This is a genomic window from Alitiscatomonas aceti, assembly GCF_025567195.1.
GTDB lineage: Bacteria > Bacillota > Clostridia > Lachnospirales > Lachnospiraceae > Alitiscatomonas > Alitiscatomonas aceti.
Map to the genome: position 1 here is coordinate 44446 of NZ_JAOQJF010000012.1, position 21046 is coordinate 65491.

The window sequence follows — 21046 nt, forward strand, 5'->3', positions numbered from 1 at the left end:
GATTGTCATCCCGATGCGGGAGGAATATTTAAGGAAGGAGAGACAGGTATGAAGACGCTTAAGTACAGCCGTCAGAGAGAATCCATAAAAAACTGTCTGATGAACCGTACTGACCATCCCACTGCCGACGCCCTTTACCTTTCCATCCGCGAGGAATTTCCAAATATCAGCCTGGGAACGGTTTACAGGAACTTAAAGCTCTTGTCAGAGCTGGGCGAAATAGCGAGATTTTCCTGCGGGGACGGTTCTGAACACTTTGATTATGTGACAGAACCCCACTACCATTTTGTGTGTAAGACCTGCGGGGCTATCATCGATCTTCCCCAGAGCCTGGTGCACAAAACGGAGGAGCTTATGACAGGGCCGGCGCCCGGACGGGTAGACTCCCACACCATTTTCTTTTACGGAGAATGCAGTGAATGTCAACAAAAAATAAAAATTATCTGTTGACAAAAGGTATCAAATATGCTATATTGATATCAGTAACAATTACTATTATCGAAATTAAAAAATCAAATCATAAAGGAGAAAACACTATGAAGAAATGGGTTTGCACAGTTTGCGGTTATGTTCATGAAGGCGAGACAGCTCCGGAGAAATGTCCGGTATGTAATGCACCGGCTTCCAAGTTCCAGGAGCAGGCAGGCGCTATGAGCTGGGCAGCAGAGCACGTTGTAGGCGTAGCCCAGGGCTCCAGCGAAGATATCATGGCTGACTTAAGAGCAAACTACGAGGGCGAGTGCAAAGAGGTTGGTATGTACCTGGCTATGGCAAGAGTTGCTCACAGAGAGGGCTATCCGGAGATCGGCCTTTACTGGGAGAAGGCAGCTTACGAAGAGGCTGAGCACGCAGCTAAGTTTGCAGAGCTTCTGGGTGAGGTTCTTACAGACAGCACCAAGAAGAACCTGGAGATGAGAGTTGAGGCTGAGAACGGCGCAACAGCTGGTAAGTTCGACCTGGCTAAGAGAGCAAAAGCAGCTAACCTGGATGCGATCCATGACACAGTTCATGAGATGGCAAGAGACGAGGCTCGTCACGGCAAGGCTTTCCAGGGTCTCTTAGAGAGATATTTCGGCTAATTATTACAGATAATTAAGGGGGTGTCGCAAAATCATCAAATTAGATGATTGAGCGATACCCTCGCTCTATACATAGAAAAATCCGGAAGAAATCCTTTTCATTTGGAACTTCTTCCGGATTTTTGGCATACTTTAAATATTTCTTCCTGTATTTGTTCCACCCCTAGTTTTCAGAGCCAAAATAGAGCCAGTTGGAATCACTATCTGCGCGCCTTCAGCTTCTTCAATATCGCTATAACATCTGGTTGCGTTGGAGTAAATTTAATGCCGGTTTCAACATCCCCATAACTTTTCTCGCTTTTCGCTCAATCTCTCTGGCGGTATGCTCACTGGTCAGCATCAAATGATTTCCGGCAATCGTATATTCCCGTTCTATGTATTCTTCTGTTATCGGGAACATATCCTGTATCAGAAATGCGCTTTCCCGGCTATCGTCCAGCTTAACGATATGGAGAATATCACAAGGTTTCCCACCTTATTTCCTTTAAGATACGGATCTGGCATATTTTCAAAAAATTTATCTTTGATAGTATAAAATCCTGTTTTCCTCATTATGGAAAAAGTCCCTCGCCTTGCGGCGAAGGACTATACTTTCAACCCGACCATTTATATACCACATATCGGTCAGTGGTAAACTTCCTTTGTACCTGCATTCTAGCAAGTGCAAAAAGGAAAGTCAATAGGGCTCCCTATAAAACAATAACAGATTTAATTGAATAATTAACCATTCTAGTCTTACTTCCTAATCGCTCTCATTATGCAGCAATCCCTTTTTCCGTTCTTTTAAATTTCTTCCAACTGGAATTCCGCCTGCAGCGCCCTTAACATCTGCGCTTCCCGGCGGTGGCAGGTAAAAATGATCATCTGGCCGTCGTAGGCCGCTGAAAGCCACTTAAGCGCAGTCCGCAGCCGGTCGTCATCATAAAGCGTAAAGCTGTCGTCAAAGATCAGAGGGAAGGGCTCCCCATCCCCCTGAAGAAGCCTGGCAGCCGCCAGCCGCAGAGCCAGATACACCTGGTCCATGGCCCCGCTGCTGATGCTCTCCAGCGGCACCAGTCTGCTCTTTGTATTCAGAAATACGTTTAAATTTTCATCAATGCTCATGCTGTCATAGATTCCTCCGGTGATCCCGGATACCAGCCTGGACGCCTCCTTATTCAGGTACAGGCCAAAGGAATCCCGGATGGATGAGGACAGCTCCGTCATGGTCTCCTGGGCCATCTCGATGGCCAGGATCTCTTCCCGGACCCGGTCATTTTCCGCCAGCACCCGCTTTAAGGCCGCGGCCCTGGTCCGGCAGGCATTCAGATGTTCCAGCTTCTTTTCCAGCTCCCACTGGGTCCTCTGCTGCTTTTCGATCATCTCGCTGCAGTTATTCTGTTTTTCCTGGAGAGAGCTGATATCTTCTGTATATTTATCCAGCGCATGCTCAGACTGGTCCAGCATATCACAAAGCTTTGAAAACTCTGCCATACGGCCATAAAACGCATCCATGGCCTCCGAGGATACGGTTCCGTCTCCCAGATGCCGGGCCAGAAGCTCCGAAAGCTGCGCCCGGGCCTCTTCCATTTTTCTGTCAAAGCGCTTTCCCCGGGCCGTCAGCACCATCGCCAGGACCAGGCCCATTATGGCCCCTCCTCCCCCGGCAATGACAAACAGCAGGAAACGGGAAAGATCTGTGATCCCCAGATATCCGGTCAGAAGGGCGCCGCAGACCGCCAGAAGTATACCCGCTCCCGCCAAAAGCTTCCGGGACCGTTTTTTACACTCGCGCTCCGCAGTGCAGAAGCTGTCATACAGGGATCTGGCCTTTTCCTCACAGGCCGCCACCGATGACCGGTCTGTAAACTGGCCGTCCGCCAGCACCTGGCGGCTTTTTTTCACCTTTTCAGCCAGGGCCGCCCTCTCTGCCTGGGTATTTTCAATGATCCCCTTTACCTGGGAACGTGTTCTCTGGTAGGCAGCCAGCTGGTTTTCATACTGGGGGGAGGAGATCTCCGCATCCACCGCCCGGATCTCCGCCAGCAGCGCCGTATACTCCCTGGATGCATCCGGGACCAGATTGGACTCCAGGCTCCGCTTCTGGTTTTTCAAAAACGCCGTTGCCTTCGTTATGTTCAGCGATATATTCCCAGTGGTGTTCATGTTGGCGATATAGTTCTTCAGCTCGCCCACCATACCGTCCTCAGTAGCGCTTTTTAACTGGCTGATGCTGATGGTGTTATTATACGTCGTTTCATTGAGGCCTCCCAGGATCCGGTCCATCAGGGCACGGGTGGGCTCCTCCTCCCGTCCCTGGGTCTCGTTGATGATCCTCAGATACCGGTCGTCCTTGCGGAATCTCCGCTCAATGCGGTAGACCACGCCCCCCTGCTCCAGACGCAGCCAGCCCTCGTAGGTCCCACTGTTCTCCCATGGCTCGTACTTAGAATACAGATCATTTCTGGCAGCGCGCCCACGGCCCCGTTCCATTCCAAAGAGCATTCCCCGGATAAAGGTATGAAGCGTGGACTTTCCCGCCTCATTGCGGCCATAGATCACATTGATCCCGTCTGAAAATGAGATGGTCCGGTCATGGATCTTTCCGAATCCGTTGATATGCAGTTCCAGCAGCTTCATGTTCCCTAACTCCTTTCATCCTTTGTCATCAAAAGCGCATGGATCCCATAATACAGGGCCTTTTTCTCCACCGGGCTCATATTTTCCTTCATTAACGCCTGGATATAAAATCCGATCATATCACTGGGATGGTCGGCAAACAGCGCGTGAAAATCGTACTGGGGCTCCGTTTCATCCAGGATCTCGCTGATATTCCACTGCCCTGCCAGAAGCTCCGGATCAAATTCCGTGTCCGGGTCCCGCATGCCCCGGATCCGGAAGCGGTAAATATTGGATGCGCCGCGCTTTTTGATCTCGTCCGCAATGAGCTGGGAAAGCTCGGCGTTGGTGGTGGCCGGGGTCACACTGACTACCAATGGGATATACTGGGCCTGGGCGGCTGCCTTGAATTTCAGAGAGGTCACATGGCCGGTGGCGTCGTCGATCTCTCCTGTCAGATAGCCGTGAGGGCCGGTCTCCGTAAGGTCCAGAGGCTCCGGGGAACCTGGATACGCCATCCGGTTTTCCAGAAGCACCGCAGGCTTATGGATATGGCCCAGGGCGATATAAGAAAACGGCAGCGCCGCCAAAGCGTTTTTATCAAAGGGCAGGTGCTTCGCATCCCCTCCATGGAGCATCAGGATCCTGGTCCGTCGGGAAGCAGATACAGAAAATCCCGCAGTCCTGTCTTCTGTGATCTCCGTCGTATGGTAGCTGAAGCCGTAAACCTCCGTGTTCAGATCCTCAAAATATACGGAGGTCATGGTCTCGTCCATCAGAAACGTCACATTGGGGCACCAGGAAAAGCTCAGAAGGGCAGAGCTTTTGCGGATCCGGTCATGATTTCCGGCGATGATCACCACCCGGGTCCCCGGGATCGTGGAAAACAGGTAATTGACCTCCTTCAGATCCCTGGCCAGCGGCTGGCGGTGGAACAGATCTCCCGAGATCAGAAGAAGATCCGCACGGCTGTCCCTGGCATCCTCAATGATGGCCTGGAAGGTGAGGCGGATGGCCTGCTCCCTCTTTTTCCCCCAGGGCCGGTCGCTGTCAGGCACCATCCCCCAGTGGATGTCTGCAGTGTGAATAAATTTCATGGCTGAATCCCCCAATTACCGAATAGAGACGAAAGGAGCGCAGCAGTCATCTGCGCGCTCCCAGTCACTCGTATTTTTTACAGATCACAGTTATTTACAGTACGCGGGAACGGAACCACATCGCGGATATTGCCCATTCCTGTCAGATACATCACGCAGCGCTCGAAGCCAAGGCCAAAGCCGGAATGGCGTACAGAACCGTATTTACGCAGATCCAGATAGAAGCCATAATCCTCTTCCCTTAAGCCCAGCTCCTTCATTCTTCCCAGAAGCTTGTCGTAGCTGTCCTCTCTCTGACTTCCTCCGATGATCTCTCCGATTCCCGGAACCAGGCAGTCCATGGCTGCAACCGTCTTTCCGTCCTCGTTTAGCTTCATATAGAACGCCTTGATCTCCTTTGGATAGTCCGTAACGAACACCGGCTTCTTAAAGATCTCCTCTGTCAGATAGCGCTCATGCTCTGTCTGGAGATCGCAGCCCCAGAATACTTTATAATCGAATTTGTCGTTATGCTCCTCCAGAAGCTTGATGGCCTCCGTATAGGTCACATGGCCAAATTCAGAATTTAATACATGGTTTAACCGGTCTAAGAGTCCCTTATCCACAAACTGGTTGAAGAAATTCATCTCCGCCGGGGCATTCTCCAGAACGTACCGGATCACATACTTTAACATTCCTTCAGCCACGGCCATATTGTCGTTGAGATCTGCAAAGGCCATCTCCGGCTCGATCATCCAGAACTCAGCCGCATGACGGGTGGTGTTGGAGTTCTCAGCGCGGAAGGTGGGTCCAAAGGTATAAACGTTGCGGAAGGCCATGGCATAGGTCTCTGCATTTAACTGGCCGCTTACGGTCAGGTTGGTGGGCTTTCCAAAGAAATCCTGGGAGAAGTCCACGGTTCCGTCATCCTTCTTCGGCACGTTGGCCAGATCCATGGTCGTCACCTGGAACATCTCTCCGGCGCCCTCGCAGTCACTTCCGGTGATCAGCGGCGTATGGACATAAACAAAGCCCTGCTCCTGGAAATATTTATGGATCGCATAGGCGATCAGGGAACGGACACGGAACACCGCCTGGAACGTATTGGTCCTGGGGCGCAGATGGGAAATGGTCCGTAAATACTCAAAGCTGTGACGTTTTTTCTGCAGTGGATAGTCGGCATTGGAAACGCCCTCCACCAGCACCTGATCCGCCTGGATCTCAAAGGGCTGCTTTGCCTCCGGCGTCGCCACCAGGGTTCCCTTTACGATAATAGCCGCGCCTACGTTTAATTTGGAAACCTCCGCAAAGTTTTCCATTGTATCGTGGTAAACGATCTGAATGGTATCAAAGCACGTTCCATCATTTAATACGATGAAGCCGAATGCTTTCGAGTCACGGATGCTGCGGATCCAGCCGCCCACCTGGACCTCTTTGTCCAGATATTTTTCACGGTCGCTAAAAAGCTCCTTAACAGTAGTCAGTTCCATTTTTCTTTCTCCTCAATTCTGTTTCTATAAATAAAAACCAGTTTATGACAGTATATCGTATTTTCAGCGGAGATTCAAGGGGAAGGTGGGAGAATCCTCCGGGAATCATCCTTGTATTTTCACAGCCGTTTTAGTAGAATAGGAAGGAAACCGAAAGACAGCATATGAAATCACATGCTCAAAAGCAAAGGAGCTGGTATCCATGGAGTTATATAACAAGCCAGTACAGGCAGCAGACAGCGGATCCTCTGAGGCGTATTCTGACCAGGGGATGGGGGAGTGTTCTGGCTGGCCCTCCAGCCAGGGGCTGGATGAGCTCAGCCAGCAGCTGGCACATATCAACTGCCGGTTCGAGGACCAGAGCGATGACCTCAGCGGAATCACGGATGATATTTTAAAATTGCAGCAGGTATTAAACGCTGTGTGTGAATCCCATGAGAAAAGCAGAGTTTAAATACAAGGCGCGTACAGTGTCGTTGTTGTTTTCAAAATAGTATATATATTATATACAGCAAAATCGATTAAACAGCAGTCTGCCTCTCACGCCATTTTTTGGACTTATTTCTTAATTTTTTATTAATTTCTGTATTCTCCTATAATTCCGATAATTTCTCTTATAAGAAGTATAATGTTCCTCGTAATGCAATTAGGAATTTCAAAAAAGTTTCAAAAAGAAAAAAAGGAGAGTGCATTAATTATGAGAAAGCAGACTAAAATTGCTGCCGTAGTATCCGCAGCAGCTCTGTTAGCATTAGGCGCTTCCATCACATCCTTCGCAGCTGCAAAGGGCACCTGGATGATGGTAGATGGCGAGTGGTACTGCTACGACAAGAATGGCGATGTATATGAGAATACCTTCTGCTCCAGCAATGGTAAGGAGTACTATGTAGGCGACGACGGAATGCTCGTTCGTTCCAGCTGGGTAGAGTATGACGGAGATTACTACTTCGTAAACTCCAGCGGTGCAAAGATCGTAAACGACTGGAGATTAACAACACCGTACGAGGACGAGGATGCAGATGAGGAATGGTTCTACTTCCAGTCCACAGGTAAGAGAGCAGACAACAAGAAGATCCTTTACAAGGGAAGCACCTTCTTCTTCGATGCTGACGGTAAGATGCTGACTGGCTGGGTAACAGCTGACGGCGATGATGTTGTAAACGAAGAGAACGATATTAAGGTTGGAACCACTTACTTCTGTGACGAGACAGGTGCCCGTGTAGAAAGCGGCTGGGTATACACCACAGAGCCGGCTACTGCTGACGATGATGCAGATGCAGATGAGTACTGGTACTACTTAAAGTCCAGCGGTAAGGTTGCAACTGGCAAGCAGTCCAACGTTAAGGGCCAGGGATTTGTATTTGGAAACAAAGACGACAACCGTGGACAGATGCTGACTGGCTGGGTTGGCGGAAAATATGATGCAACCGATAAGTCTTATACTTATGAAGAAATTGGTGGTGAGGATAGCCAGGTTCAGTTATCCGATTACAGAGATAACGATGTAGTTTACTACTGCATGTATGATGAGGATAAGGCTGATGGCCATATCCAGAAAAATAAGTGGAGAGAGATCTGGAGACCGGAAGACGCATATGATGAAGACGAGGATGATGATAAGTACTGGTACTGGATTGAAAAAGACGGTGAAGTATACATTCCGGATTCAACTGATTTAAAGGCAGCAGGCTTTGCTTATGAGCTTGGCGATGGCGCTCTTGAAAAAGACGGTGAGGATGAATTCTACTTCGCTAAAAAGAAGATTAACTCCAAAGATTACTTCTTTAACAATGACGGAGAAATGATTTCTGATTTCGTTAATGTTACCTATACAGAAGATGAGTCTGTAATTGGCACAGGTATGTATTACTTTGGCGGCTCTAATGATGGTTCCATGAAAACTGGTTCTCAGACTGTAAAGGATGACAATGACGATTCCTTCAAATTCTACTTTGGAACAAAGGATAACAGCAAAACTGGCGAAGTTAAGGGTAAAGGTGTTACAGGTAATAAGAATAACAAACTTTACTACATGGGTCATCTTGTAGCGGCAGAGGATTACAAGTATCAGCCGGTAGTTATGGATGTTGACAGAGATGGTAACGATGATGCTATGTTCATTGTAAACCAGAACGGTTCTATCCAGCATTCTGCTCTTGAGTATAAGGAAGACGGAGACATCTTAATTGATGCTAAGAAGGCTGGTGCTACATTTACTACTAAGAATTCCAAAGATAATGTTTGGGATAAGTACGAAGTTGTAGATGCGGCTAAACTTGCTAACTATGTGTACGTTGAATTCTTAAATCCGGAAGTTGTAATGCCGGTTGGTGGTGATAAGATCACTGTAACCGTGCCCAATGCATCCAGAAGCAACGCTCAGTAATTCGGATATCTAAAATCCAAAAGAAATTCTAATTGCAACACACGGACGGGAATTATTTCCCGTCCGTTTTGCTATGCTTCAAACTGGTTTCACGTCAAGAACGCAGAGGATCGAGTTTCACTGCCAAAGACTCTCACGGAACGTTCTTGTTTTTCTCCTCCCGATTGAGTATAATAGTATAAAGAAGGAAAGCCATGGTGCATAATCACTGGAATCCAACGGGAGGTGTTTATGGAACAGCTTAAGACAAACTGGGAAAGCATTGGCCTGTCCAACGATTTCCTTTTCGGAAAGATTATGAGGAAACCGGCCCTTTGTAAACGTATGCTGGAGATCATCCTGGGCGTTAAGATCGATCGCCTGGAGTATCTGGAATCACAGAAAAGTATCGATGAGGAGTGGGATGCCAGGAGTATCCGCCTGGATATCTATGTGCAGGACAACCGGGAGGTCGCTTATAATATCGAGATCCAGACCACGAATACTGGAGACCTGCCCAAACGGAGCCGCTACTACCAGTCTGTGCTGGATATGCAGCAGCTGAACAAAGGGGAGCGGTACAAAAATCTGAAGCGGACCTATATTATCTTCATCTGTACCTTTGACCTTTTCAGAATGGGCCGCCATGTGTATACGTTTGAAAACCAGTGCCGGGAGGACGGCTCCCTGCGGCTGGAGGATGACACGTACAAACTGTTTCTGAATACGGAAGGAGTCATGGACGATGTCAGCACAGATCTGAAGGCCTTTCTGGACTACATGGGAGGCCGCCCATCAGATCATGCGTTTGTGAAGGTACTGAATGATGAGGTGATTTTGGCAAAACATAACAAAGAATGGAGGCGGGAATATATGACATTGCTGATGCGTGACCAGGAAAATATTGATAAAGGACGGGAGCAAGGATTGAAAGAAGGACGGGAGCAGGGACTGGAAGAAGGACGGGAGCAGGGATTGAAAGAAGGACGGGAGCAGGGACTGGAAGAAGGACGGGAGCAGGGGCTGGAAGAAGGACGGGAGCAGGGACTGGAAGAAGGACGGGAAAAGGGCGAAGGCCGCTTTGCTGAACTTACGCAGAGGCTCCTTCAAGATAAACGTTATATAGATCTGGAAAAAAGCGCGACTGATCCAGAATACCGCCAGAGGCTATATGAGGAATACCGTATTCTGTAACTGTCCTTTTACCTTTCAAACATCTGTTCCTTACGATGGACAAACTTTAATGCTGGTGTGAATTTCTCATCAGTATATGCGTTTATACGGGCATTGCTTAACTTTTTTCACGTTCCAAAATCGAAGATGAAAAAATTTCTAGGTGCTTGTGAAGGTACTGAACGACGAGGTGGCCTTGGCGAAGCAAAACAAGGAATGGAGGCGGGAATATATGACATTGCTGATGCGTGACCAGGAAAATATTGATAAAGGACGGGAACAAGGACTAGAAGAAGGACGAGAGCAGGAATTGGAAGAAGGACGGAAAGAAGGATTGCAAGAGGGGCTGAAACAAGGAATTGAGCAGGGGGAGGGCCGTATTACGGAACTTATGCAGAAACTCCTTTAAGATAAGCGTTATATGGATATGGAAAAAGTGATATCTGCCCCGAGATATCGCCAAAAACTGTATGAGGAATACCATGTTCTGTGAAGATCTCCTCGTCTTTATCAAAATATTTTTATCTGACTGTATTTGACACAGATATAAATTTCAAGCTGGTTTAGGAATTTATATCTGTGTTTTTTAATGATCATAATTAAATTTAACATAAGTGGCTCTGTAAGGGCTGCTCTACATAGTAATTTTTATGTATAGGTCAGATATGAAGTCCAGATTAAAATTGCTGTATCTGACAGGTATAAAACGATATTGTTTTAGGAATTAGTGTAGTATATGTATTATATTAAATTCTGTATTTTTAAAAGTATACTATCGCTCATAGACTATTTTCTCTCTACTTTCTTAAGGAATTATTAATTTGGGTATTTTCTGCAAATTCCGATAATTTCTCTTATAAGAAGTATAATGTTCCTCGTAATGCAATTAGGAATTTCAAAAAAGTTTCAAAAAGAAAAAAAGGAGAGTGCATTAATTATGAGAAAGCAGACTAAAATTGCTGCCGTAGTATCCGCAGCAGCTCTGTTAGCATTAGGCGCTTCCATCACATCCTTCGCAGCTGCAAAGGGCACCTGGATGATGGTTGATGGTGAGTGGTACTGCTACGACAAGAATGGCGATGTATATGAGAACACCTTCTGCTCCAGCAATGGTAAGGAGTACTATGTAGGCGACGACGGAATGCTCGTTCGTTCCAGCTGGGTAGAGTATGACGGAGATTACTACTTCGTAAACTCCAGCGGTGCAAAGATCGTAAACGACTGGAGATTAACAACCCCGTACGAGGACGAGGATGCAGATGAGGAGTGGTTCTACTTCCAGTCCACAGGTAAGAGAGCAGACAACAAGAAGATCCTTTACAAGGGAAGCACCTTCTTCTTCGATGCTGACGGTAAGATGCTGACTGGCTGGGTAACAGCTGACGGCGACCAGGTTGTAAACGAAGAGAACAGCATTAACACAAGCACAACAAGCCCGACCTATTACTGCGATGAGACCGGTGCCCGTGTAGAATCCGGCTGGGTATACACCACAGCTCCGTCCACACCGGATGATGATGCAGATGCAGATGAGTACTGGTACTACTTAAAGTCCAGCGGTAAAGTCGCAACTGGTAAGCAGTCCAACGTTAAGGGCCAGGGATTCGTATTTGGTAACATGGATGAGAACCGTGGTCAGATGCTGACTGGCTGGGTTGCCGGAACCAAAGTAGACAAGGACGCTGATATGCTTTACAAGGAAATCGGCGGTGAGGATAGTGATGAAGTATTAAGTACTTATGTTAAGGATACAAGTGCAGATGCTGAAGAGGGTAACGATGCAGTTGTATACTATTGTATGTACGATGAAGACAAAGCAGATGGTCACATCCAGAAAAACAAATGGAGAAAGACATGGGCTCCAAAAGACGCATACGAAGAGGATGAGGATGCTGACAAGTTCTGGTACTGGATTGAGAAAGATGGAAAAGTCTACATTCCGAACGGTAACGATGTCAAAGCTACTGGTATTGAATATGAGTTAGGCGATGGAACAATGGACCAGGGTGATCAGTTTAATTTCGCCAAGAAGAAAATTAATTCCAAAGACTACTTCTTCAACGAAGAAGGTGCAATGGTTTCTGACTTTGTAAGCGTTGTTAAGTCCCTTGATCCGTCTGTAATCAGCGAGGGAATGTATTATTTCGGTGGTTCTGATGACGGCTCCATGAAGACCGGTTCCCAGACTGTTAAAGATGACAACGGTGACTCCTTCAAGTTCTACTTTGGAACCAAGGATAATGGTACCACTGGCGAAGTAAAAGGTAAAGGTGTTACCGGTAATAAGAACAACAAACTGTACTACATGGGTCATCTTGTAGCAGCTCAGGACTATAAGTATCAGCCGGTATTTATGGATGTTGCTGGAAACGGCGAAGAAGCTACATTTATTGTAAATCAGAACGGTTCTATCCAGCACTCTGCTCTTGAGTACAAAGAAGATGGGGATATCCTGATTGATGCTAAAACAAATAAGGTTGAGTTTAAAACAAAGAACTCTAGCAGTAAGGTATGGGATAAATACTCTGTTGAAAAGGGAAGCTTAATTATCAATGTTGAAGATATTGATGAGAAGGACGTAATGCCGATCAGCACAGACGTAATTGCTTCTGGCAGTGTTGCTAGCGGTAGCAAACCTCAGTAGTAAGCAAGTTTCCTAAATTCAGAAAAATTTCTAATTGCAACACACGGACGGGAGTTATTTCCCGTCCGTTTTGCTATCACACATCCAGGATGATTTTCTTGGTTGCCCTTTATTCAACTAGACCGTACATTCTAAGTAAATGGGACAGAAACAGCCTCCCGCAGCAAACAATTCCTATAAAAACAGAGACGCCCCTCTCAGAGCGCCTCTATAGTCTTAATAAGATTCTGTTTTATTCTTCGTCCTCGTCGCCCTCACACCAATATAACCGCATCATATCAAGGAATGCTTTATTGGTCGGTTTTGAAACTAAATGACGGCCCGCGATTTTATCCAGATATCTATGGTTATCCGTTTTCCATAATTTAGCGATAAAGGTCCTTAAATTCCTTTCAATACATATGGTTGTTGTATCCATGGCGTCGGCCATGTCGAAATACATAGATTTTGATATACAGCATAAACGCATCGGATTATCCTTTAAGATATCCAAAGCCAGGTACAGGCATTCCTCCCCTAAAAAGTTATCTGCAATTCCTAAGTTTCTAATATCTTCATGAATTAATTGTCTATAATTTTTCATTTGCTTAAACTTCCTTTTTAATAGTAATGTGGTCATTGATCCTAATATAAAATTTACTCTCATCAGCAGAATAAAATAGCAAAGAAAAATACACCGCTAACTATTTTCACCGGTGTTCCCACTTTTATATAGTACTCTTTCTATCAACACGATACGACATTACAATTCGACATTATACTATCATTTTGTTGATACTGCAAGCATATATAATACATAAAATAAAAATATCCTATATTTAACAGATTGGAAGTTTGTTTGAAGATTATCCGGAATTCATCAGAATTTTTGAAATAGCAAAACGGACGGGAATTGTTTCCCGTCCGTGTGTTGCAATTAGAATTTCTTTTTTGAACCAGATAAATTACTGAGCGTTAGCCGGAGAAGCGTCATCCGGTGTAGCCGGGTCATATACCTCGTTAATCGGCATTACAACTTTCTCATCAAGAACTTCAACATTGATGATTAACTTATCTGCATTTTCCTCATCAAGTACAGAGTACTTATCCCAAACATTATCCTTGGTGTTCTTTGTTTTGAATGCAACTTTGTTTGTTTTAGCATCAATCAGGATATCTCCATCTTCTTTGTACTCAAGAGCAGAGTGCTGGATGGAACCATTCTGATTTACGATGAATAATGTATCGTCTTCACCATTATTGTCCATATCGTACCATACCGGCTGATATTTGTAATCCTCAGCTGCTACAAGATGTCCCATATAGTACAGCTTGTTGTTCTTATTACCGGTAACGCCTTTACCCTTTGCTTCGCCAGTAGTGTTATTGTCTTTGGTGCCAAAGTAGAACTTGAAGGAATCACCGTTATCATCCTTAACAGTCTGAGAACCAGTCTTCATAGAACCATCGCTGGAACCGCCGAAGTAGTACATACCTAAGTCAATTACATTGGCATCTTCTGTATGAACGACATTTACAAAGTCAGATAACATCTCGCCATCAGCATTAAAGAAGTAATCTTTGGAGTTGATTTTCTTTTTTGCAAAGCTAAACTGGCTACCATCAACTTCGAGGGCACCGTCGCCAAGATCATAAGCATAACCAGTAGCCTTCATATCATCTGAATCCGGGATGTAAGCCTTACCGTCTTTTTCAAGCCAGTACCAGTACTTATCCTCATCCTCGTCTTCTTCATATGCGTCTTCCGGTCTCCAGGTCTTTCTCCATTTATTCTTCTGGATATGACCATCGGCCTTATCTTCGTCATACATGCAGTAATATACAACACCATTAGAAGCATAATCGCTTAAATGAGCAACGCTGTCCTCGCCGCCAATCTCTTCGTATTTATAGGAATCACCATCTTTGGTTCCGCCTACCCAGTTTGTAAGCATCTGACCAAAGTTGTCATCCTTGTTACCAAATACAAAGCCCTGGCCCTTAACGTTGGACTGCTTGCCATTTGCAACCTTACCGCTGGATTTTAAGTAGTACCAGTACTCGTCTGCATCTGCATCGTCATCTGCTGTGGAAGGCTCTGTGGTGTATACCCAGCCAGACTCTACACGGGCACCAGTCTCGTCACAGTAGAAGGTGTAGTTTTTATCGATTGCGTTTTCTTCGTTTACAACGTCGTTGCCGTCAGCTGTTACCCAGCCAGTCAGCATCTTACCGTCAGCATCGAAGAAGAAAGTGCTTCCCTTGTAAAGGATCTTCTTGTTGTCTGCTCTCTTACCTGTGGACTGGAAGTAGAACCACTCCTCATCTGCATCCTCGTCCTCGTACGGGGTTGTTAATCTCCAGTCGTTTACGATCTTTGCACCGCTGGAGTTTACGAAGTAGTAATCTCCGTCATACTCTACCCAGCTGGAACGAACGAGCATTCCGTCGTCGCCTACATAGTACTCCTTACCATTGCTGGAGCAGAAGGTATTCTCATATACATCGCCATTCTTGTCGTAGCAGTACCACTCGCCATCTACCATCATCCAGGTGCCCTTTGCAGCTGCGAAGGATGTGATGGAAGCGCCTAATGCTAACAGAGCTGCTGCGGATACTACGGCAGCAATTTTAGTCTGCTTTCTCATAATTAATGCACTCTCCTTTTTTTCTTTTTGAAACTTTTTTGAAATTCCTAATTGCATTACGAGGAACATTATACTTCTTATAAGAGAAATTATCAATAGTTTTTTTACATTTTTCGCAAGTTTTGCAAAGGATGTAAGCTTTTGACTCCTCTGGGAAGTATTCCGTACCTCCGATACATCCACATTATAGTATAGTTTCTTAAGAATTTCCATAACTTTTATCTGTTTATTTTCTTACGGATTCTTTACGAAACTTCATTTTTATGGCTATATTGTACTTATATTGGTACAATCCTTCATTTTTACCCTCTTGCAATTTCAATTTGGTATGGTATAATGTTCATATATTTAATTTTATTGTTTTTTTTGAACATGTAATTTTCATCTGCTTTCGTTCAATTTCTATGGAGGAATACGATTATGGATCGTTTTGGACTGCTGTGCAGAAATATTTATGAGAAGAAAAGGGTCACTCAGAGGGAACTGGCGGCAGCCATGGACCTTTCCCTGGGGACTTGCAACCACCTGATCCGGGATGCCCTGGCCGATGGACTGATCGCCCTGGATCCCCAGACGGGAGAATATTCCTTATTAAAGAAGGGTGTGGAGCTGCTCCAGAAATACCGGGTCAACAGCGCCGTCATCCTGGCGGCGGGCTTTGGCTCCCGTTTTGTTCCATTAACCTTTGAAACGCCGAAAGGGCTTCTGGAGGTGTTCGGAGAACGCATGATCGAGCGTCAGATCAGCCAGCTCCACGAGGCCGGGATCATGGATATCACCATCGTGGTGGGGTATCTGAAGGAGAAATTTGAGTACCTCATTGATAAATTCGGCGTAAAGCTGCTTTACAACCCGGAATACCACAATAAGAACACACTGACCACCGTTTACCGGGCCCGGGACTGCTTCAAGGGAAAAAACACGTATCTTTTATCCTCAGATAACTGGATCCGCGAAAACATGTACCATACATACGAGTGCGGCGCATGGTATTCTTCTGTATATATGGAAGGTGCCACCTCTGAATGGTGCCTGGAGGCCAGCAAAAAGGGGCTGCTCACCGGAGTGGCCGTAGGCGGCTCTGATTCCTGGGTCATGTACGGGCCGGTTTACTTTTCCCGGGAATTTTCCGAGGAGTTTTTCCCCGTGCTGGAAAAATATTATGAGACCCCCGGAACCGAGCAGATGTACTGGGAACAGGTTCTGGCAGACCTGCTGAATAGAACGGCAGGAGAACACGTTCCGTCCATGGCAAAGTACCCGGCTCCCAAAATGTACATCAACCGTCAGCCGGAAAACCAGGTGTATGAGTTCGAGAACCTGGAGGAGCTGCGGGTATTCGATGAAAAGTACCGGAACAATTCCAACAATGCGGCCATGGAGCTGGTGGCAGAAGTCCTCCATATCCCGGAATCCGAGGTGACCGATCTGAAATGCCTGAAGACAGGCATGACCAATAAATCATTCCTTTTTAAAGCCAGGGAGCGGTCGTATATCTGCCGGATCCCGGGGCCTGGAACCGATCTTCTCATCAACCGGGCCCAGGAAAAAGCCGTTTATGACGCCATCAAGTCCCTGGGGATCTCTGAGCATGTGATCTACATGAGCGGCGACACGGGTTATAAGATCTCTGAGTTTTATGAAGGCGCGCGGAATGGAGATCCCAGGAGCTGGCAGGACGTGGCCCGGTGTATGGAGCTGGTCCATCGCCTCCATAATTCCGGGATCCAGGTGGATCATTCCTTCGATATGAGAGAGCGGATCGACTTTTATGAGTCCATCTGTAAGGGATATGAAAAAAATCTTTTTGAGGATTACGATCATGTGCGCGGCCACATGAACACGCTTTTAAAGCGTCTGGGCCGTCTGGACCGCAAAAAGACCCTCTGCCACATTGACAGCGTCTGTGATAACTTCCTTTTCCTGCCGGATGGCGGGATCCGGCTCATCGACTGGGAGTACGCCGGAATGTGCGACCCCATGATCGATGTCAGCATGGCTGCGATTTATTCTTATTATAATGAGGAAGAGGCTGAAAAGCTCCTTGCCATATATTGCAGCGGAAATATCTCTGCCGAGGACCGGTTCGTTTATTATTCCTATATTGCCCTGGGCGGCTTTTTATGGTGCCTGTGGGCCGTATACAAAAGCAGTATCGGCGAAGAATTTGGAGAATACACGCTGATCATGTACCGGTACGCCAAGGAGTACTATAAAAAGATCGTTACCGATCCGGCCTTTCTCCTGATCGGGTCTGATTTTTAAATTTGTCCCGGAATTCCGGAAAATGTGGCAGAACTCCGGGATTTTGGCCCACTTTTGTAATAAATTATTCAAGACTCCATTGGGATTATATGGTATAATCAACATAGAAGTTTTTCGGAACTATTTTACCATGAGGGGGATTTCTATGATACAAAGGAAGCGGCTGGCTGCAGCTCTGTTAAGCCTGACCATGGCGTTTGCAGCCGTATATCCCGCCGTCCCGTCTTTTGCGGCGGCCTGGGAACGGAATGCCAACGGCTCCTATGTGGCGGCAGACGGCTCTGCACTCACAGGGATCACAGCCAGGGGCATTGATGTTTCCCACTGGAAGCAGTCCATCAACTGGAACGCCGTGGCGGCGGACGATGTGCAGTTCGTTATGCTGGGAACCAAATATAACAACGAGGTGGATCCATATTTCAGCGTCAATGCAGTAAACGCCTTCAATGCAGGACTGAAGGTGGGCGCTTATATTTATTCTTATGCCACCACAACGGCCGCAGCGGAGGCGGAGGCGGATTTTGTACTGAATCTGATCAAGGACTATCCCATTTCTTATCCGGTGGTGCTCGATGTGGAGTCCACGGAAATGAGCGCGCTGACCCCTGCCCAGCTGGCGGATGTGATCAATGCATTCTGCAAGAAGGTGGAGGCCGCCGGATATTATCCCATGGTCTACACCAATGATTACTGGCTTTCCCAGAAGATCGATATGACCAAGGTTCCCTACGACGTATGGGTGGCCCGGTATAACGCCAAGCCGGCCTATGCAGGCGCGGCCATGTGGCAGGCCACCAACGAGGGGCAGATCGACGGTGTCAACGGAAATGTGGATATCAACTTTGTCTTTAAGGATCTGTCAGCCAAGCTGCCTGCTGACCGGTGGCGGCTAATCGACGGGAAATGGTATTATTATAAGAATTATGTAAAGCAGACCGGCTGGATCAACGACGGACAGAGCTGGTACTATATGAATTCTGACGGCACCCAGTATAAGGGATGGCTGCTTCTGGATAATTCTTATTATTATCTGCTTCCTAAAACTGGGCAGATGATGACCGGATGGCAGACCATCGACGGGAAATGGTACTATCTGAAGACAGACGGAAGGATGGCCAGCGAATGGCTCCAGGATAATGGAAAATGGTATTATCTTCTGGACGGGGCTATGGTCACCGGATGGCTCCGGATCGGCACCGACTACTATTATCTGAAGGGCGACGGATCCATGGTCACCGGATGGCGGAAAATGGACGGTGCGTTTTATTACTTTGCCAGCGACGGACGGCTGGTACGCGGATGGCTGAACCTGGACGGAAAATATTATTATATGAAGGCAGACGGCACCATGGTCACCGGATGGCAGACCATCGACAATGTGACGTATTTCTTCAATCCCGACGGTGATATGGCCTCGGGCTGGACAGTCATCGACAATTACTGGTACTACTTTAACGGGAATGGCCAGATGATGACTGGATGGCTCCAGCTGGACGGCCGGTACTATTATCTCCATACAGACGGACGCATGGTCACCGGATGGCAGAGTGACGGCACCCACAAATATTATATGGATAAGACATCCGGCAAAATGGCTGTGGGATGGAAGCAGATCGACGGAGCCTGGTATTATTTCAACCCCTCGGGCCATATGGTCACCGGATGGGTCAAGGATAATGGTAAGTATTATTACATGAATCCGTCGGATGGAAAGATGATCTCCAATGGCTCCTACGCGATCAATAATATCAACTATACCTTTGACAACTCAGGCGTATGCCTCAATGAGGCCTCTGCCATTGACGGAGGCTCAGCTGGCAGCGTATATTCACCGCCGTCCGGAAATTCTGGAAATTCTGGAATTACCGGAAACCAGGTGACCAACGGCACCTCCTCTCCGGGAGGGATGTCTGCCGGAAATACGGGTACAGGGGCTCCCGGAGGCAGCGCTCCGGGTACGAATTCTGCTCCCGGCGGAAATGGGATCACGACCGTGAATCCCGGAAGTACCTCCGGCCCAGGCGGAAGTTCCGGAAACTCTGGCAGTACGGCCGGTCCGGGCGGCAGCAACGGCATGTCTGCCGGAAATTCCAGCATACCGTCCCCAGGCGGCAGCAATGTCCCCTCCGCCAATCCGGGAGCCAGCTCCGGCCCCGGCGGATCGTCGGGCAGTTCCAGTATCACGGTTCCTGGCGGAACAAGCTGTGATTCCCCATCCTGCGGTTCCGGAAGCTCCGGCTCTTCTGATTCGGATGGACTAAAGGAGTTCCAGACTGGCGGGCCGAAATAAGCGGTAAAAAAATCCGCTGGAGGATGTATCTGATCACATCTTCCGGCGGATTTTTCTATTTTTCCTTTTTTCTCTATTTCTCTATCTCTTTCCGGATCTCCTCCAGAGGCCGGCCTGTTTTTTTCGCAATGGCGGCCAGATCTTCATATTCCAGCTTGGTTCTGGCAACGCCATGGCCCTGGGAGATCTTTTTCCGCACGGGTCCATAAGCCGTTTCCACAGTTTCCTCCCGGCGCTTCAGAGTGAACCTCCGGCTGATATGCTCCCGGACGCCCAGCGTCGTGGTGTGCCGGAACAGCAGCTCCACCATCTTTTCTTCGTCCTCTCGTCTGCACATACAAGTCAGAAGGACACCGGGACGGCTCTTTTTCATCCCCACAGGGACCGTATAGACCTCCAGGGCTCCGGCTTCGAACAGCGCCTCCTCCGCAAAGCCAACGGCCTCAGCAGTCATGTCGTCCAGGTTGCAGGACAGCTCTGCGATCTCGTCTCCAGTCTCAGCGGTATCCCCCAGAAAGGCCCGGACACAGTTGGCCCGCTCGAAATCCTTTTTACCCATTCCGTATCCGATCTTTGACGTGGTCATCACCGGCATTTCCCGGAATTCTTTGACAAAATGCTTTAAGAGGGCCGCACCGGTGGGGGTGCAGAGCTCTCCCTGTACCTGGGTGCTGTATACGGGGATCCCCTGTAAAATATGGGCCGTGGCCGGAGCCGGGACCGGAAGGATCCCATGGGCACAGTGAACATATCCGCTTCCCACATGGACCGGAGAGGCGATGATCTGATCCGCTCCCAGTTCATGGAACAGAAGGCATACGCCCGCAATATCTGCCACCGCATCCATTGTACCTACCTCATGGAAATGGATCTGGTCCACCGGCATTCCGTGGGCATGGGACTCGGCCTCGGCGATCAGGGCATAAACTGCCTTCATGTCTTCCTTCACCGGGGCCGGAATATCCAGACCGTCAATGATGGAGGCGATGCCTGCCATGGTGGAGTGATGATGGTGATGGTGGGAGTGATCATGTCCGTCGTGGCTGTGGACGTGGTCACCGTGGTGATGGGCATGGCTGTGGGCATCGTGGTCCTCATGGTGGTGATCATGACCATCGTGGCTGTGGGCATGGCTGTGAAGCCCGTCAGCGGCAATGGGTTCGCAGGCTTCATGGGAATGGGTGTGGGCGTGTCCATGATCATGAACGTCTTCGCTCTCCTCTTCCTCCCCGAAAACAGTCACATTCATATGTGTTCCCGTGATCCCGCATTTTACGGCCGGTTCCGCTTCCACCTTCACGCCAGGCAGACCCAGTCCGTTCATTTTTCCAAGAAATTCTTCCTGCTTTTCCGGACACAGCTCTAAAAGCGCCGCCATGAGCATATCTCCCGCGGCCCCCATGCCGCAGTCCAGGTAAATCGTTCTCATTTCGTTTCCT

At 47.7% G+C, this 21046-nt stretch carries 15 protein-coding genes; 9 read left to right on the forward strand and 6 right to left on the reverse strand.

The window, feature by feature from the left end:
- The first annotated feature begins 48 nt into the window (after window positions 1-48).
- Entirely contained in the window at window positions 49-450 is a 402-nt protein-coding gene (locus OCV69_RS07805; protein WP_022273137.1) for a Fur family transcriptional regulator, read from the forward strand.
- Between the two features lie 86 nt (window positions 451-536).
- Window positions 537-1079, forward strand: coding sequence for an NADH peroxidase (locus OCV69_RS07810; RefSeq protein ID WP_022273138.1), 543 nt, complete (start codon window positions 537-539; stop codon window positions 1077-1079).
- A gap of 783 nt (window positions 1080-1862) precedes the next feature.
- Here the strand turns inward: OCV69_RS07810 and OCV69_RS07815 are convergent.
- From OCV69_RS07815 to asnS, 3 genes are all read right to left on the reverse strand, one after another.
- Entirely contained in the window at window positions 1863-3698 is a 1836-nt protein-coding gene (locus OCV69_RS07815; RefSeq protein WP_158358621.1) for an ATP-binding protein, read from the reverse strand.
- Window positions 3699-3703: 5 nt separating this feature from the next.
- Window positions 3704-4774 carry a metallophosphoesterase family protein gene (locus tag OCV69_RS07820; protein WP_158358620.1) on the reverse strand — a complete coding sequence of 357 codons (1071 nt, stop codon included), beginning with the start codon at window positions 4772-4774 and terminating at the stop codon, window positions 3704-3706.
- Window positions 4775-4851: 77 nt separating this feature from the next.
- Window positions 4852-6243 carry an asparagine--tRNA ligase gene (gene asnS / locus OCV69_RS07825; protein ID WP_158358619.1) on the reverse strand — a complete coding sequence of 464 codons (1392 nt, stop codon included), beginning with the start codon at window positions 6241-6243 and terminating at the stop codon, window positions 4852-4854.
- Between the two features lie 202 nt (window positions 6244-6445).
- Here asnS and OCV69_RS07830 point away from each other — a divergent pair, with 202 nt between their 5' ends.
- The 5 genes from OCV69_RS07830 to OCV69_RS07850 all read left to right on the forward strand — a co-directional run bounded on the left by OCV69_RS07830 (window position 6446) and on the right by OCV69_RS07850 (window position 12425).
- Window positions 6446-6697 (forward strand): hypothetical protein, encoded by a 252-nt coding sequence (locus OCV69_RS07830; RefSeq protein ID WP_158358618.1) that lies wholly within the window; start codon window positions 6446-6448, stop codon window positions 6695-6697.
- 243 nt (window positions 6698-6940) lie between these two features.
- On the forward strand, window positions 6941-8629 hold the full coding sequence (locus tag OCV69_RS07835) for a hypothetical protein (RefSeq protein ID WP_158358617.1): 1689 nt from the start codon (window positions 6941-6943) through the stop codon (window positions 8627-8629).
- A 231-nt stretch (window positions 8630-8860) separates the two neighbouring features.
- Window positions 8861-9802, forward strand: coding sequence for an Rpn family recombination-promoting nuclease/putative transposase (locus OCV69_RS07840; protein ID WP_158358616.1), 942 nt, complete (start codon window positions 8861-8863; stop codon window positions 9800-9802).
- 211 nt (window positions 9803-10013) lie between these two features.
- Entirely contained in the window at window positions 10014-10190 is a 177-nt protein-coding gene (locus OCV69_RS07845; protein ID WP_262563050.1) for a hypothetical protein, read from the forward strand.
- A gap of 528 nt (window positions 10191-10718) precedes the next feature.
- The gene (locus OCV69_RS07850) at window positions 10719-12425 is read left to right on the forward strand and encodes a PspC-like choline-binding domain-containing protein (protein ID WP_158358615.1); all 1707 of its coding nucleotides are present in this window, start codon (window positions 10719-10721) and stop codon (window positions 12423-12425) included.
- A 232-nt stretch (window positions 12426-12657) separates the two neighbouring features.
- Here the strand turns inward: OCV69_RS07850 and OCV69_RS07855 are convergent, their stop codons facing one another.
- A complete protein-coding gene (locus OCV69_RS07855) occupies window positions 12658-13008 on the reverse strand; it encodes a sporulation initiation factor Spo0A C-terminal domain-containing protein (RefSeq protein ID WP_215653426.1) in 351 nt (116 codons plus the stop codon).
- Window positions 13009-13369: 361 nt separating this feature from the next.
- Entirely contained in the window at window positions 13370-15265 is a 1896-nt protein-coding gene (locus OCV69_RS07860; RefSeq protein ID WP_158358613.1) for a PspC-like choline-binding domain-containing protein, read from the reverse strand.
- A 207-nt stretch (window positions 15266-15472) separates the two neighbouring features.
- Here OCV69_RS07860 and OCV69_RS07865 point away from each other — a divergent pair, with 207 nt between their 5' ends.
- Both OCV69_RS07865 and OCV69_RS07870 read left to right on the forward strand, forming a co-directional pair.
- Window positions 15473-17317: a sugar phosphate nucleotidyltransferase gene (locus OCV69_RS07865; protein WP_158358612.1), complete on the forward strand. Its 1845-nt coding sequence runs from the start codon at window positions 15473-15475 to the stop codon at window positions 17315-17317.
- 145 nt (window positions 17318-17462) lie between these two features.
- Window positions 17463-19607: a GH25 family lysozyme gene (locus tag OCV69_RS07870; protein WP_158358611.1), complete on the forward strand. Its 2145-nt coding sequence runs from the start codon at window positions 17463-17465 to the stop codon at window positions 19605-19607.
- Window positions 19608-19680: 73 nt separating this feature from the next.
- On the opposite strand, the gene larC is transcribed toward OCV69_RS07870, so the two are convergent.
- The gene (gene larC / locus OCV69_RS07875; RefSeq protein WP_158358610.1) at window positions 19681-21036 is read right to left on the reverse strand and encodes a nickel pincer cofactor biosynthesis protein LarC; all 1356 of its coding nucleotides are present in this window, start codon (window positions 21034-21036) and stop codon (window positions 19681-19683) included.
- Window positions 21037-21046 lie beyond the last annotated feature (10 nt).

What these genes read in the sequence shown, in the direction of transcription:
- OCV69_RS07855 (WP_215653426.1), bottom strand. Translation starts at nt 13,008, where the DNA reads ATGAAAAATTATAGACAATTAATTCATGAAGATATTAGAAACTTAGGA.
- asnS (WP_158358619.1), bottom strand. Translation starts at nt 6,243, where the DNA reads ATGGAACTGACTACTGTTAAGGAGCTTTTTAGCGACCGTGAAAAATAT.
- OCV69_RS07805 (WP_022273137.1), top strand. Translation starts at nt 49, where the DNA reads ATGAAGACGCTTAAGTACAGCCGTCAGAGAGAATCCATAAAAAACTGT.
- OCV69_RS07870 (WP_158358611.1), top strand. Translation starts at nt 17,463, where the DNA reads ATGATACAAAGGAAGCGGCTGGCTGCAGCTCTGTTAAGCCTGACCATG.
- OCV69_RS07865 (WP_158358612.1), top strand. Translation starts at nt 15,473, where the DNA reads ATGGATCGTTTTGGACTGCTGTGCAGAAATATTTATGAGAAGAAAAGG.
- OCV69_RS07830 (WP_158358618.1), top strand. Translation starts at nt 6,446, where the DNA reads ATGGAGTTATATAACAAGCCAGTACAGGCAGCAGACAGCGGATCCTCT.
- OCV69_RS07815 (WP_158358621.1), bottom strand. Translation starts at nt 3,698, where the DNA reads ATGAAGCTGCTGGAACTGCATATCAACGGATTCGGAAAGATCCATGAC.
- larC (WP_158358610.1), bottom strand. Translation starts at nt 21,036, where the DNA reads ATGAGAACGATTTACCTGGACTGCGGCATGGGGGCCGCGGGAGATATG.
- OCV69_RS07845 (WP_262563050.1), top strand. Translation starts at nt 10,014, where the DNA reads ATGACATTGCTGATGCGTGACCAGGAAAATATTGATAAAGGACGGGAA.
- OCV69_RS07810 (WP_022273138.1), top strand. Translation starts at nt 537, where the DNA reads ATGAAGAAATGGGTTTGCACAGTTTGCGGTTATGTTCATGAAGGCGAG.
- OCV69_RS07840 (WP_158358616.1), top strand. Translation starts at nt 8,861, where the DNA reads ATGGAACAGCTTAAGACAAACTGGGAAAGCATTGGCCTGTCCAACGAT.
- OCV69_RS07860 (WP_158358613.1), bottom strand. Translation starts at nt 15,265, where the DNA reads ATGGAAATTCTTAAGAAACTATACTATAATGTGGATGTATCGGAGGTA.
- OCV69_RS07835 (WP_158358617.1), top strand. Translation starts at nt 6,941, where the DNA reads ATGAGAAAGCAGACTAAAATTGCTGCCGTAGTATCCGCAGCAGCTCTG.
- OCV69_RS07850 (WP_158358615.1), top strand. Translation starts at nt 10,719, where the DNA reads ATGAGAAAGCAGACTAAAATTGCTGCCGTAGTATCCGCAGCAGCTCTG.
- OCV69_RS07820 (WP_158358620.1), bottom strand. Translation starts at nt 4,774, where the DNA reads ATGAAATTTATTCACACTGCAGACATCCACTGGGGGATGGTGCCTGAC.